At 37.2% G+C, this 15,142-nt stretch carries 13 protein-coding genes; 1 reads left to right on the plus strand and 12 read right to left on the minus strand.

Annotation, left to right across the window (positions count from 1 at the left end):
- From AQR02_RS19805 to AQR02_RS19855, 11 genes are all read right to left on the minus strand, one after another.
- Positions 1 to 306: GDP-mannose 4,6-dehydratase (locus AQR02_RS19805; protein ID WP_148449175.1), on the minus strand; the 306-nt coding region annotated here is incomplete at its 3' end.
- 86 nt (positions 307 to 392) lie between these two features.
- Positions 393 to 830 carry a GtrA family protein gene (locus AQR02_RS19810; RefSeq protein WP_082451982.1) on the minus strand — a complete coding sequence of 146 codons (438 nt, stop codon included), beginning with the start codon at positions 828 to 830 and terminating at the stop codon, positions 393 to 395.
- 1 nt (position 831) lies between these two features.
- Positions 832 to 1,788: a glycosyltransferase family 2 protein gene (locus AQR02_RS19815; protein WP_054942193.1), complete on the minus strand. Its 957-nt coding sequence runs from the start codon at positions 1,786 to 1,788 to the stop codon at positions 832 to 834.
- Between the two features lie 44 nt (positions 1,789 to 1,832).
- Positions 1,833 to 3,944, minus strand: a complete 2,112-nt coding sequence (locus AQR02_RS19820; protein ID WP_054942194.1) for a DUF3329 domain-containing protein — start codon at positions 3,942 to 3,944, stop codon at positions 1,833 to 1,835.
- 85 nt (positions 3,945 to 4,029) lie between these two features.
- Complete coding sequence (locus tag AQR02_RS19825; RefSeq protein ID WP_054942195.1) at positions 4,030 to 4,950, minus strand: glycosyltransferase family 2 protein; 921 nt, start codon at positions 4,948 to 4,950, stop codon at positions 4,030 to 4,032.
- 19 nt (positions 4,951 to 4,969) lie between these two features.
- Positions 4,970 to 5,983: a glycosyltransferase WbsX family protein gene (locus AQR02_RS19830; RefSeq protein WP_245237681.1), complete on the minus strand. Its 1,014-nt coding sequence runs from the start codon at positions 5,981 to 5,983 to the stop codon at positions 4,970 to 4,972.
- Positions 5,872 to 7,221: a glycosyltransferase family protein gene (locus AQR02_RS34645; RefSeq protein WP_054942197.1), complete on the minus strand. Its 1,350-nt coding sequence runs from the start codon at positions 7,219 to 7,221 to the stop codon at positions 5,872 to 5,874. Before AQR02_RS34645 ends, AQR02_RS19830 begins: the two co-directional genes overlap by 112 nt.
- Complete coding sequence (locus tag AQR02_RS19840; protein ID WP_209444226.1) at positions 7,218 to 8,708, minus strand: hypothetical protein; 1,491 nt, start codon at positions 8,706 to 8,708, stop codon at positions 7,218 to 7,220. Before AQR02_RS19840 ends, AQR02_RS34645 begins: the two co-directional genes overlap by 4 nt.
- 84 nt (positions 8,709 to 8,792) lie before the next feature.
- Positions 8,793 to 9,695, minus strand: coding sequence for a class I SAM-dependent methyltransferase (locus AQR02_RS19845; protein WP_054942199.1), 903 nt, complete (start codon positions 9,693 to 9,695; stop codon positions 8,793 to 8,795).
- Positions 9,682 to 10,965, minus strand: coding sequence for an ABC transporter ATP-binding protein (locus tag AQR02_RS19850; RefSeq protein WP_054942200.1), 1,284 nt, complete (start codon positions 10,963 to 10,965; stop codon positions 9,682 to 9,684). The genes AQR02_RS19845 and AQR02_RS19850 overlap by 14 nt, the downstream gene beginning before the upstream one ends.
- 17 nt (positions 10,966 to 10,982) lie before the next feature.
- Entirely contained in the window at positions 10,983 to 11,783 is an 801-nt protein-coding gene (locus AQR02_RS19855) for an ABC transporter permease (RefSeq protein ID WP_245237632.1), read from the minus strand.
- A 97-nt stretch (positions 11,784 to 11,880) separates the two neighbouring features.
- On the opposite strand from AQR02_RS19855, the gene AQR02_RS19860 reads away from it, so the two are divergent.
- Positions 11,881 to 14,337, plus strand: a complete 2,457-nt coding sequence (locus tag AQR02_RS19860) for an O-antigen ligase family protein (RefSeq protein ID WP_054942201.1) — start codon at positions 11,881 to 11,883, stop codon at positions 14,335 to 14,337.
- A 116-nt stretch (positions 14,338 to 14,453) separates the two neighbouring features.
- On the opposite strand, the gene AQR02_RS19865 is transcribed toward AQR02_RS19860, so the two are convergent.
- Positions 14,454 to 15,142 (minus strand): UTP--glucose-1-phosphate uridylyltransferase (locus tag AQR02_RS19865; RefSeq protein WP_082451985.1); only part of this gene is annotated, 689 nt, incomplete at its 5' end.

Consider the following 15,142-nt stretch of genomic DNA (forward strand, 5'->3'; position numbering starts at 1 on the left):
CAACACATTCGTCTTCACAAACACATCCGGCTCCAAAATACTCCGGTCCACATGCGATTCCGCCGCGAAATTGACCACAACGTCAACACCCTGGCTGAACAGCGCATCCATCGCCTGCACATCCGTAATGTCAGCTTTGGCAAATGTATAATTCGGGTTGCCTTCTACAGACTTCAAATTCTCCAGGTTCCCCGCATACGTCAGTGCATCCACGTTGACGATCTTGTATTCCGGATGCTGCTGCAGCATGTATATTACGAAGTTGCTGCCGATAAAGCCGGCCCCACCGGTAACGAGTAATTTCATAATTAATTTTACCCCCAGATATTTTTTAATTATTCTTATACTATTCACTACATTTGTCGAAGTGCTTCATTATTAATATAAGCCTCTTAACTCTTGCGAAATGTATAATATTTGTGACCTACATAGTTAGATATTGTATAAAGAGCTGATGCTACTAAAATAGAAACATTTTCAGTAAGTTTACTCTTTTCCAGCAATCCAGCATCATCCATGAGCATATTCAATATATGACCAAGATAATATGAAATTAGGTAGCAGAGTAATGAAATTAAGAAAAATCTCCAAACTGTTTTATTTGTACTTTTTTTAGATTGAAAAGTAAAGTTTTTATTTAATACATAACTGCAAATAATTCCGATAATATTCCCCAAACTGGTTGATACCCAATAGTTAAAATGCAAAGTATTAAATAGGATAAATATCGAACCTAATCCAACCAAGGTGTTTAAGACACCCACCAAGATAAACTTAAAAAACGTAATGTTCTCGTAAAACTTCTCTTTTAACCAGCCCATAACTGTCATACTAATTTTTCCTAGAAACTGATGAAGATGGGATATTTATTTCTTCTCTAACAAGAAATAGGGGTCGTCTTTTAGTTTCATTATAGATTCTTCCTATATACTCTCCAATAATTCCTAACGTAATTAATTGTATACCTCCAAAGAACAATATAGCCACCATTAGAGAAGGATAACCTGCAACTGGATTACCAAAAAAGATAGTATTAAAAATGAGATAAATCATGTAGATAAAAGAAGTGATTGATACAAAAAATCCTAGGTAGGAAGAAAATTGCAACGGTGCAAAGCTGAATGAGGTAATACCTTCAATTGCAAAGTTCCACAACTTCCAGTAATTAAAACTAGTTTTCCCAGCGAATCGAGCCTCTCGTTCGTAAGTAATACTAGTTTGTTTATAGCCCACCCAACTGAAAAGTCCTTTCATAAATCGATGATGCTCAGGTAGTTGGTTCAAAGCGTCGACAACTTGCCTAGACATAAGCCGAAAATCACCTGTATCCTCAGGGATGTCGATTCTTGTTAGCTTAGCTATGACTCTATAGAACATGTGTGCAGTCATTTTTTTAAGTGCAGTTTCGCCTTCTCGCTTAGTGCGTGTTGCATACACAACATCATATCCCTCAGTCCACTTATTCACTAATAGTGGAATAACATCAGGAGGATCTTGCAAGTCAGCATCAATTGGAATAATTGCATCTCCTGAAGCATATTTTAGACCTGCAGACATTGCAACCTCTTTGCCAAAGTTCCTCGATAAATCGATTACCTTGATTCGTTCGTCATTGTGTGCCAGTTCTCTAAGCAGCAATAGAGTATTGTCTTTACTCCCATCATTTATACATATAATTTCGAAGTTATATGAATTCTTCAACATAGTACTTGTGATACTTCTATAAAAAGTATCGATATTAGCCTCTTCATTGTACATAGGAACTATAAGTGACAACTTAAACTCCATGCCTTTTTCATCCTCTTCACTTATTTATAGATCAGAACTAATACTTATTCACTCGCAAGTATCGATTCCAAATCATTAATTTGGAACGATGGGTCGTTTCCTTTTGTTGTAAAGTAATCGATATCATCTTTAACCTCTGACTTTTCCAACTGAATCAAAGAGGAGGTTTTTCCAAAGAGATCTTTGATTTCTATCGTCTTCCCAGCTTCAATACTAATTGTTTTTATTCCTATAACAACATCCTGTTTATTCCCCAAGTCGATTCTAAGATTGTGTATATTTTTGGCGGGCAATTTAGTAACTAGTTTATTATCGTCATTCATATCAACTTTAACTGAGTTATTTTCATTAAACCCTTTTCCTAAATCGTAAAAAATTTGAATTTCTTCTGAAAGCTCACCAGCAAAATCGATAGTGATTCCCGTACCCTTATCCGTATAATCATTAACAAATTCAAGTTGCGGATCACTACCGCTAGTGATCAATTCCAGATAATCCACCTTATTTGTCACTGAGTAAATATCATGTTGTGGAATTAGCATTTCTTGTAATTGGGCACTATCGTAATTTTTTATTATATTTTTATTTTGAATAGTAATTTTTGAAATTTCAATTTTTTCATTTGCATGAATCCCGGGATCAAATCTGAATCTATAAATAGGCTTATTAGGAAGTTTAAAATAGAGTCTTTTTCCGTCTGTTTGGTTATAAATCCCTGCGTAGGAAGTGTCTGACTCGTTGTATCCTTTACCGGTATCATAATATAATTGATACTGATTGATAACGGGCTCCTTCAGTTCAACAACTAATACAGGGGTGTCAATCACAACTGAATCCAAGCCGTAAAATTTTGCAAAATGCTCATTAGATGTATATTTAGGATTCATAGTGATATCAAAAATAAATACTCTGTCACTCCCTTCTACAGAATATTTGGGAAGTCGCACATCATAATTCCCAGTCTCTATACTTTCTGCGACTACTTTCTCTCTTAGAGCATTTTCATGTCCTACTGTCTGCATATCATTATAAAGATTAGTAACTGATAGAAAGAATGGAATTATAGCGACTATCATTATAGCAACTAGAAACTTTTGATTAATGCAGGAAGATAATACCATTATTGAAATAACTATAAAGATTGCGCCTATAAACGTAGCCCGAGTTGGAAACTCAGGAGAAGCAATCATTGCAAGATACGAGGTAAACCCTGATAGGAAAAGTAACAGAGTTAAGCTAATATTTTTTGTTTTTGATTCAGCTTTTGTAAACAAAACATAAATAAACATTACTAAAAACAAAATAAATAAGGATAACTGTTCGTGAAGCACAATATATTTCATTGATTGAATAAAGCCATGAATCTGGTCCCTTAAGCTTAAATCGAAATACATTTTTTCTTTTCTTACCCCATTACCAGGAGCCAGAAGAAGAAATATAGCCCCAATAATAAGACCCATACTTCCACTTATAAACCAATACGGAATTTTTTTGTGCTTGTAGATTATAAATATAAAAGCACTACCTACAAATACAACTGCTGTAACAGCAGCATTTTCTTGCGACCAGCCTGCCAGTAAACCTAAGAAGAACATTACTACAACGCTCGCTATGTTATTTCTAATGATATATTTATCTTCCAGCAAATATCTATAAGGCAACAGGAATACCAAGACAAATACCGTAGACCATAAGTAGTTGATAGATCCTGCAAGCCAGAATGTTGTTTGCCCCATTACAGGCATCAGAAACCATAAAAGTAGAGTTACGATAATAAAATCCCGCAAATCCTCTTTATTATTAAATTTTCTAACCCGAACAAAAGAACATACTAAATATATTAAAAACAAAATAAAAATCGAATTGAAAATATTAAAATAATCTTTGCCCACCAGTAAAAAAATTTGAACTATACCATGTATGAGTATTCTGCCTGTCCAATTAAAATATAAATAATGTTGTGAACGGATAATATCATAAATGCTGCCTAACTTAGCATCGCCACCACTAATAAAGCTGTAATAGAATTCGTCATTCCAATAGGGCGTAAAGCCATTAAGCTTGAGAAAATACCCAAAAATGACTATAGATAAGAAAATTATTATTGCTCTATAAATGTTAATCGTTTTATCATCAACATTAATCTCAATTTTCATTTATAACATCCTTAGTTAATTATTATATTTAATTATTAAAGTTGATTTCGCCTTTTCCCAACTGATTCCATGATTCCTGTAATTCTTACTTTCGATCATTAAACGATTGTCTTAACTGATAAAACAAGTTTAATGGTGTCATAGAAAACAACCAGAATTTTTGAAGTGACATGTTTTCAATTCGTGTTAAAAACTCACTCTTCCAATTCTGAGGACTAGGGCACAAGCTATTAAGTAAATTTTTCTTCCTACACTTATAAAAAAAACATCCTAATACAGTTTTCACTTCTCTATCTACAACGTTATCCAACTGCAAATATGAGTTATTCCCATGCAGCCTATAGTAATAGTTAGTTTCCGGTATATATAGGGGTTCTGTAAGTATTAAGCTTTTCAGAATAAAGTCCCAATCATGACAGTACTTTAAGTTCCTAAATCCCCCTACATTATTATATATCTCTCGAGTAAATAACATATTCCCTGTAGATATAGCTGCATTATGAGGAATAAGGGACCACCCTACTGTTGGAAAGTCTTGTATTGAATTTTGAACTGCAACAAACTTACCAGCTTCGCCATTGGTACTGTCGACCAACATTCCTTCCCCATCAATCACACTTATCTTTGAGAAAGAAAACTTAGCATTTTGGGAATACATTGCTGCCATCATTACCTCAAACCGATTGTCATCATAAAGATCATCCGCATTTAGAATCGAGATATATTCACCCCTGGAAGCATTAATTCCCTCGTTTATAGAAAAATGAGCACCCCGATTCACTTCATGCTTTATAAATTGTATCTTCCCATCAAAACGTTGCTTTATCTTTTCCTGTGATATTAATTGGTTGATCAGTGTCACGCTATTATCTTTGGAAAAATCATCAACAATCACTAACTCTAAATTCTCATATGTTTGAGAAACTATAGACTCTAAGGATTGAACAATAAATTTCTCATAATTATAAGATGGAACAATAACACTAACTAAAGGGGGATTGGTCATAGCGTTCTCTCCTAGTTTATTAGCGAACATTTAATGCTCTTTGTGTAGCTTCCAGATATCCATGTCCATACTTGGTATCCGGCTCTAAATGAGTGCCTTCGGCCCATTCATTCCATGCATTCACAAAAACAACTTGATTATCTTTTCTGTTAAATTTCCTAGTGTAGTCAATTAATCCAATCATCCACTTCTCATATTCAGCAGGTGAGGCGTCAAAGAATATATTAGAAGATTTTTTTCTTCTGGCAGTATTATCCCAACTCAACATGGCACCACGAAACCATTTGTAATCATTGGAATTCTTTTTTCGCAAATTCCGCTCTACAACCTCTCTATAATTATAAATGTTTCCATCAAATTCAGGATCCAACCCTTTAATCTGATTGGAAATCTCAGCTGCATAGACACCATGTGGAGGGAATTCAACTGCAGAGTCACACCCATGAAGCTCTGGATCCTGCTGTCCAAAGGATTGGACCATACACACATGTAAATCCTTAATCCCGTTTTCTTGACATTTTTCTTTCCAAAACTTCACTGTATTCTTCAAATCGGGAAACAGTTCTGCTCGGTAAATTAGAATTATCGGAACTCCATCTTCAATACAAATATATCTACTATCTTTCAACATAGGAATAACCTCTTCAATAAACCTTTTGTCTGAGTCTTCATCATGAATCTGCTGCATAAGCAATTCTTTTTCTTGACCATCCCATCTTCTAGACCAGCTTTCATTAGCCCAGCATATACAAAAAGGAAAGTCCAATTCTTTATTTGCAATCATATCATTAAGCGGTTTTTCAAGAAGCCTCTTTCCATTGAACCAGTAATAGTAATAGCAGAACCCAAAGATGCTATATTTTCTAGCTAATTCTACTTGGCGTTCTCTTATATCTTTATCTTCTACTAAGTTATAGTAGCCTAAATCAGTTGGAATTTGAGGCTGATAATGACCTTCATATAAAGGAAGAGCCTTTGTAACATTTGTCCATTCTGTAAATCCTTTTCCCCACCACTCATTATTCTCAGGAATTTCATGATATTGTGGAAGATAGAAGGGAATGATTTTAATTTTTCTTTTTCTCCTTCCTCCCATTGGGACACAGAAGCACGCTTATGATAAATAACCTGTGGTATATGTTGAATAACCTTACTTTGTGTGATGAGATTATCTTTCAATAATGAATAATGGTCTATTCCGGAATTTTCCTTCATAATCTCTGATTTAACAAACACTGGACCAATAAATTCACTTTTATTTTTGATATCCGATAAAATAAATTCCCCCTTAAAAAGGGGCGCAAAGTGTTCTTCTCCCATAAATCTGTCTTCATCCATATAAATCAGATCACTATTTGTTTCCTTAATTGCTTGTGAAGCATAATAAAGAGTATTAATAGATATGAAATCCTCCTCTTCAAGAACAAATGTATAGTCACCAGAAATATGAGGTAAAGCAGCATTAATATGATCCATAAAATTATCACTGGCTACTTCGATTAGTTTAAGTTGAGACTTCTCAAAATAGTTGGTAAGTCCAACGATATTTTTTCCAACTATTATTATTTCGTATTTAGTGAAAGACTGCCTTTTCACGGAATCCAAGCATGTTTTTAAAAGCTGGAGATCTCCGCTATGGAAAGGCAAAACAATCGAGAACAAAGGATCACTAGCAGACTCAATGTATTTCATTGGTTCTTGTTCCACAAACTTGTAGGATTCATAGTTTTGCTGCATTCCCGAGTCAGAGGAATGGTTAATCAACAACGTCTCAGCTCTTGTAATGACCCATTTAAAGCCATGTTCTCTCCATTTTCGGTATCCTTTTTTCATCAACCGAAAAATGCTTTCATTACCATACATATTCGCATATTTCTCAAGAGCAAGTCTGAAGTATGAAACAAAGGATATTTTTTCAAAGCTTAGATTTTCAAATTTAAAATCTCCTGGCATATCCCCTGGATCTAACCTTATATCCTTAACATCATTGTCAAATTTAACAATTTTAAAATGTGTGTTTTCTTTTTCATTCAGCACACCTAGAAGTAATGAATTTTCTTGACTATATCCTTCTCCATAATTTATATAGAGGCGTAAATATCTAGTGTCGTTAGATGCTCCTTGCCAAACTATTTTATAGAATCCCTTTACAAATGTTTCATTAAAGTACATCTGCGGATCATTATTGAGACTATTCCACTCATTAGAAGATTCGTTCATTGCTTTCATCTCTAAACCATATAAAGAGGAAACGTTCATTGTTTTTTTCATTTGTTCTTTCCTTTCGCTTCACCTTTAATTTTCCTACCTAAACTATTTAATTTCTGCATAGTTCGCCACCAAATAGTACTTTCGATTTCACTTATAATTTCTTTACTTATTTTCAAATCTTTTTGTAAAATTTCTTTTTCGCTTATAAGTTGAGAATTTTCATGACAGAGTTCATTATTCACCTTGTTTTGTTCTAATAGTTCAGATTCTAGTCTTTTCGATTCAACCTCGAGACTAAGATTAATATCTTGAACAGTCTGGAGCAATCCCTGCTTCTCATCTATCCGTAATTGATAATCCAAGATTGTTTGTTGTGAAAACTCCCTCTCTTTTTCAAGATTATTCTCCAATGAACTAAGAAACCTTGTTAATTCTTCATACCGCTTACCAATTTGAATAAAAAATCCCTCTTCTAAAAAATGAATATATTTCAAAGTGATTTCAATTCTAGAGGCTTGAAAACCAGGCTCAATAAAAAAGTATACTTGAGGATCATCCGTAGCAAAAAAATGTGTGGAGTCCATTACAAAACTCGCATTTGTATCCATCAGGCTCAATTCAAGAGCTTTGTCAGCGGAGTCATATGCAATTGCTTTTTCGATACGGATAACGCTACTCTTATCCGCTGGATCAAATCTAAAATTTTTCATATTGGCGTCAACGGAAAATTGGAGAATTGATGTTTGTGAATCAACACCAATCCTCATGCTGTCTTCCTCAGAAAATATATCTTCATTCGAGTTCTTGTAGAATAATTGACTCGTGATTATTTCCGGCTCTTTAAACTCAAAAGGACTACTTTTTTTAAGGTAACCATTCTGTCGGACTGTTGCTTGATTAGTTCCCACAAAGTCAGCAAATGCAATCGACATCTTCGTATAGTGCACTATTCTCTCATCAGATATTTCAAAGACGTCAAATAATTCGTTAACATCTACGAAATTAACTAATGATGAATAATGCGCGTAATAGAAAGTATTGATAGCTCTAAAGGCTACAAACTCAACAGGCACTGGAAAATTCAAAACCCATTCGTAATCTAGTACTTTAAATTCTTGATTCTTTAAAAGGAAGATGTTATCAAAATTCAAATCTATGTTAGGGGTAATAAATGACTTCAAGCCTTCAAGGGGATATTTCTTGTTAAAAAAGCTAACGAATTGTTCCGTATTGCTAAAAGTCGTATAGTTAAAACAGGCAACCTCATTAATAAATTGTTTGTATAATTCAATATAATAAAAGAAATCTTTTTTCTTCTTGTTAAGAGCAGCCTCTAAAATCAACTCATCAAGACTATACGCAGTTATGTATTCAAATATTATTGAATCATCTTGAAGTTGAGGCCGCAGCAAAATATCCTCTTTATAATGCATATTCAAATCTTTATAGTTCTGCATAATCTTTCGAATATGCGCGACACCAGACGGAGCAACAGCTTGTTTCATCACTTTCTTAAGACCGTCTTCTTCATAAATAACGGTTTTCATTTGAAAGTGAGGATGTCGGTCTTTACTATATCTCGCATATAGTATATTCACTACTTCTCACTCCTCAAAGTGGTTAATTAGCTTTTATTTTGAAAAGACAAGGAAAGAATTGGAGAAAAAGGGGTATTCACCTTCACTATGCAGAATGCTATTGTATACAGCTTGTTCGCTAAAAAGGATCGTTCTAGATTGATCATAATTAACTAAATTATTTTGCAACTCCCCGATCTTCGGCAATCTTCCATCTGAATAAATTGAATTCGGTAGTTTGTAGTCAGGGTATGGATAGTAGAACCTATTTTCTTTAAATCCTGCATCAAGTAGTTTTGTGGTTAGTTCCGATTTAGAAAAAGTGGATACTTGTCGGTTAGATGGATAGTTTTCCAAACCATCGAAAAGCACTCCGGTATGATCCTCTTTACTTCCTGCCCAATATTTCAAACCGAATTTATTTTCTATTGCAATTATTAAGGTTCCATTAGGTTTAAGATTCTTCTTTATATTTTTCAAAAAATCGTTATAGGGTGAATTGGAAATAGTATACATCGCTGCGTATTCCAACACACCAATGAGAGTTATATAATCAAACTTCTTATCGAATTCAATATCATTCAAATTACCTACAATGATTTCCAAGTTTTGTTTATCTCTATTGCGGTGATAGTTTATTAACGATCTCTTTTTTGACAGTTCAACCGAAGTTACATGCTTACATTTGTCGCAAAGAACTCCTGTAATAGCACCGCAACCCGCCCCAATTTCTAAGACTTCAGCTCCCTTGTCAAAGGGATACCACTCCAGCAGGTTATGTCTTTTACTGGAAAAATGATATAGTATAGGCCATCGATTATCATTAGCAATGATATTATCAAAATCTGTATTATTCTTAGCGATTTCAAGCATTTCATCTTCTATTTCACCATCAGAGTACAGATCTTCTCCACTATAAAACGAAAAATTGAGCCGCTTGTCTTCATAACTGTCCACTTATTCCAATCCTCTCATTCTTTATAACTTTAATTTCAGAATCCATATCAAAGAATCCCACACTGTTTTTATTGGCAATTACATGAATATTAAATATATCGTATAATCTATTGTATACAACAAAATCATTATTTTCATACCCGGTGCAGCCGAAGGAGATCAAATAATCTCCACCTTGCAGTGAAATATCCTGAGTAAATTCTATTACATATATGTCATTTTTGCTTATTGAGCCTGTATTAATTGATTCAAGCATTGTATTAGTACCCGTAATTTCAGTACCTCTAATGTCCTTTATGCTAAAGGCAAAAATGGGATCCACAATATCTTCATTGAAAAGCACTTTAATCTTCAGCTTAAATTCTTTGCCCTTCATTATGACATTTGTTAAATCTCCAGTATGATCAAAGACTCCAAAATCGATAATTTGAGCTTTATTATTCCCATAATCACTAAAAGAAGGATTAATATTAATTCCCTTCTTCCATTCGGATTTAATATTTTCTATTTTGTTACCCTCTTTTTCCATTCCAGTGAATTGGTTTACTAATATTTTCTTATAAAGATCAATCATAGGACCGGGCGAGCCTTCATCAACGATTACTCCTTCGTTCATCACAATGACCCTATCACAATATTTCATCACGCTACTCATATCATGAGTAACGAATATTATGGTCTTACCCTGCTCCTTAAATTCACTGAATTTTTTGAAACACTTAGCCTGAAAGAAAATATCACCTACTGACAAGGCTTCATCAACAATCAATATCTCAGGCTCAACATTAATCGCCACAGCAAATGCTAGCCTCACAAACATACCGCTCGAATATGTTTTTACCGGCTGATGAATAAAATCCCCTATATCAGCAAAAGCAATAATATCATCGATTTTTTCATCAACATCTTCCTTGCTCATCCCCATCATAGTGCCATTTAAATATACATTCTCCAAACCGGAAAAATCAGGATTAAACCCTGCTCCCAGTTCTAATAGAGCGGATATTCTGCCGTTAACGGATATCTCTCCTGAGGTTGGAGACAGAACTCCAGTCATTATTTTCAGAAGAGTGGACTTCCCAGAACCATTCTTTCCGATAATACCCAAAGCCTCTCCCTTTTGAACATGTAACGTCACATTATTCAGGGCAAAGAAATCTTTATGATAGTTCTTGCCAGTTATGCTTAAAGACTCCTTTAAACGATCCAGAGGATTTTTATACAATTTATATATTTTTGTAAGATTATTTATTACTATCACATTACTCATTTCTACTCTCCTTAATTCTACAAAACATCAGCGAAGTGAGGTTTTAATTTTTTATACATTAATCCGCCTACCAGCAATAAACCAAAGGTAATTATCCAAAAATACAAAGTTTCGAAAGGTTTTTCCCAAAACCAGACTTTATTCAAAAAACAATCACGATAACCTTCTGCAATATAATAGAAAGGATTAAGTTTAAATAAAAATTGATATTTAGCAGGTGTTATGTCCAAAGACCAAACGATAGGAGTTAACCAGAATCCAATTTGAACTATAATTGAAACGATCTGATTCATATCCCTAAAGAATGGAACAATAGAGGATGTAATAAAACTAACTCCAATTAACAAGACCACCATACCAGCTAAGTAATATACCACTTGCAACCAAAATATGCCCGGATAGATCCCATAGATAATTAGGATGATAAGAAGGAATAACAAGAAAAATAAATGAATAAAAAACGATGACAAAATTTTCACAAGCGGTAGTATACTGATTTTAAAAACAACTTTTTTCACTAAAAAACTATATTCTGTAAAGCTTAAAGTTGCATTTGCAAATGCCTCTGCAAAGTAAAACCACGGGATCATCCCACAAATAAGCCACACCACAAATGGAGCTCCGCTCGTCGTTACCCCGGATCGAAAACCAACTTGAAAAACAAACCAATAAAGTAGAATTGTAATTAAGGGATTGGCAAATGCCCAGAATATCCCAAAATAAGACCCCTTAAATTTTTTCTTGAAATCATTTTGCGCCAAATTATATATTAATTTGATTCTTGAGTTCATTTCTTGTGACATTAATAATTTTAACAATTCACTATCTCCTTCTACTAATAAATTGATGCTCCTTTTAGAAAGTAACTACTTATGCTAAAATATCCACGTACCTACAGGAAAAGGAGATTAAAACGTGTCGAAACCAGTATACGGTAAAAATGCAGCTCAGTCGAGAAATGTTGAAAAAATATCCAGCCAGGTGTGGGCATTGGTTGCTGCGTTCATCCTGTTTTTGATCTGGACACCGTTCCAGGTGGCATTATTTAACGGACAGCAGCTGGACTTTGAAAAGCCGATTTATGTATCCTCCCTGCTTAGCGGCCTTATGCTGCTGGTCTGGATGGGCTTGTACTTTAAAAAGTTCAAGCTGGAGGAGCAGCGCGACCTGGTTGTTGTTGCATCACTGCTGCTACCAATCACGTATGCCTTGTCGCTCTTTGGCGCTGCTTCGCATTATATGGCGATGAATCTGCTGTTGATCCAGAGCATGTATATAGCAATATTCATTATAGCGTTATATCTGCTCAAGCAAAAGCAACTAAATGTTGTCATTCAAAATGCAATTCTTGCGGTTTCTTATTTTATTGTCGCTTTTGGGCTGATTAACTGGCTGGGAGGGGCGAAATTTGCCGGCTCTCTGGTTGGCTGGTTTTCTAACAGCGTGCGCGACAGCAAATACTTGGATGCCGTGATGACAGACTCTAACGGTCTGCGCCTGACTTCTGTTTTCCAATATGCGAATACATATGCCGCTTTTCTGATGGCATTTCTGTTTGTTGCCGTCTTCGCCCTGATCCGCTCCAAAAAGTGGTACGGGACGCTGACGCATGGTTTTATGCTGGTGCCGATTATCGTATCCCTGCTGCTGACATTATCCCGTGGCGGACTTGTCATGCTGCCGGTGGTCTTCATCCTGCTATTGATTCTGCTTAAGCCCGCTCAGCAGATTCTCTGGATAATTCATCTTGCACTTGCCGGCATTGCCGCTCTGGCGGTAACTAACCCGCTGACTACTCTCGGTACAGAACTCAATACGGCCTTCACCTCTGGTGCTGCTGTTAAGGGCTGGGCTTACCTGATTGTTGCTTCTATTGTAGTAGCAGGGCTCGGATGGGCGGTACAGCGGTTTGTAGCTCCTTGGCTCGAGCAAAAGCTCGGTGCTTGGGGCTCCCGCAAGCTTACTGGATTGTGGCTTCCGCTCGGTTCCCTTGTCCTTGTCGGTATTATTGCTTTCCTGCTGATTGGGACAAGCGTGCGCAGTATCCTGCCTGCCAACATCGAAACCCGGCTGGAGAACATCAACTTTAAGCAGCATAGTGTTCTGGAACGTTTCACATTTTATAAAGATGCCTTAAAGGTTGTTAAGGATTATCCGATTCTCGGCGCCGGCGGCGGCGGCTGGGCATCGCTATACGAGCATTATCAGAATAACCCTTACACAAGCCGCCAGGCGCATAACTTCTTCCTGCAGTATTTAATCGAGGTCGGGATTGTCGGTTTTATCGTGTTTATCGGCTTTATCGGATATATTTTCTACAAGTACATCCGCGGTTACCTGAAACGTGATAAGGATGACTTTGCGAATGGCTACTTCTTCTATATTATTACGCTATCCATTCTGGTACACAGCTTGCTGGATTTCAACTTAAGTTATGCTTTTATGGGCATCTTGGTCTTCCTAAGCCTTGCCGGTATGAGTGTAGCGATGGACAGCAGAACCTTGCGCCGGAACTGGAATAAATCAAGCCTGCGGATTGGCTACTTCGCCATCCTTGCTGCAGGCACTCTGTTCCTGCTGTTCCTGACCATCGGCTACCTCGGATCGAGCAACGCCGCAATGAAAGCTAAGAACCTCATCGGGGTGAGCCAGTCCTATGAAGAAATCAAAGCTCCACTGGTAGAAGCGTTAAAAGACCGTCCTTTCCATCCGGAATCGGCGCTATACCTTTCCTCTATGGACCAGCAGGTATTTAATCAGACGAAGGATGAGCAATACCTTGAGGAAGCCTACAGTGTTGTGTCCCGTGCAGTTGAGGACGAACCTTATAATAAAGAGCTTTTGAAGCAATTGGTAGGTTACTATGATCTAAAAGGCCAAGGTGATCTCAGCTATACTGTTTACCGCGATAATGCAGATAAGTTCAACTGGGATATCGAATGGTATGACGCTCTGATCAGCCGTTCTTTTACCCTTGCATACGCCGCCTATGATCAGAAGGATGATAACAAGAAGCAGGAGTATCTCGCAGAAGGCCTTGAGGCTTACAAACATGTAGTTGACGGTGTTGAGCATCTGAAGACTCTGCCTCCTGAACAGCTACAGGGACGTCCGTTCTCCGTTACACCTAGCATCGCTCTGAATGCCGGCAAACTCCAGCTGATGTCGGGCGATAACGAAACTGCGGCAGCTACTCTGAAAACCGGCCTAAGCGAAGATTATAAAGACGCCACAAACCGCGAGATTGCCCGATGGTACCTGGCTGCACTGAAACGCAGCGGAGGCCAGGATCAAGCTGTATACGATCTGCTGATTGCAGCTGATGCTGCGGAAGCGGCGCAGATTGATGCGATTGTTGCGCAGCAGTTCTAAGAGCTTCTCACAAGCTTTACCTGATACACTTAATCATAAAAGGGACAAGCTGCAGAATGCAGCTTGTCCCTTTTATATTGGACCGGTATGAATGGATGCCGTTTATTATTCCAGTATTATAGCTTTGCCGCTTTCCCGGCTTCGCTGTCGATTACTTGTTTCAGATAATCCAGCAGACCTTCCTTGAGCTCCTCATGCTGCAGCGCATAATGAATAGTTGTCTGGATAAAACCCATTTTCTCACCGACGTCATGGCGTTTGCCTTCGAAATCATACGCGATAATCCGTTCCACTTCACTAAGCCGTGCGATGGCATCTGTGAGCTGGATTTCTCCGCCTACCCCCACCTGCTGCTCCCCGAGCATATCAAAAATACGCGGGGTTAAGATATACCTTCCCAGGATGGCCAGGTTGGACGGTGCATCCTCACGTTTTGGCTTTTCTACCAGCCGGTTGGCTTTGTAGACGCGGTCTGCCAGGGCATTGCCGTCTACCAGCCCGTAACGGGATACCTCTTCCCAAGGCACTGGCTGAACACCGACTATGGAGGATTTATACTGGTCATAGACCTCAATCATCTGTTTGAGGCATGGCTTGTCTGATTCAACGATATCGTCACCCAGCAGAACCGCAAACGGTTCATTGCCGATAAATTTGCGGGCACACCAGATGGCATGTCCCAGGCCGCGCGGTTCCTTTTGGCGGATGTAGTGGATGTCGGCCATCTCCGAGGATTTGCGAACAGACTCGAGCAGCTCCCACTTCTGTTCCTCCGCCAGGTTGAATTCCAGCTCAAAAGAATTAT

Origin of the sequence: Paenibacillus ihuae, assembly GCF_001368795.1 — a bacterium.
Classification (GTDB): domain Bacteria; phylum Bacillota; class Bacilli; order Paenibacillales; family Paenibacillaceae; genus Paenibacillus_AQ; species Paenibacillus_AQ ihuae.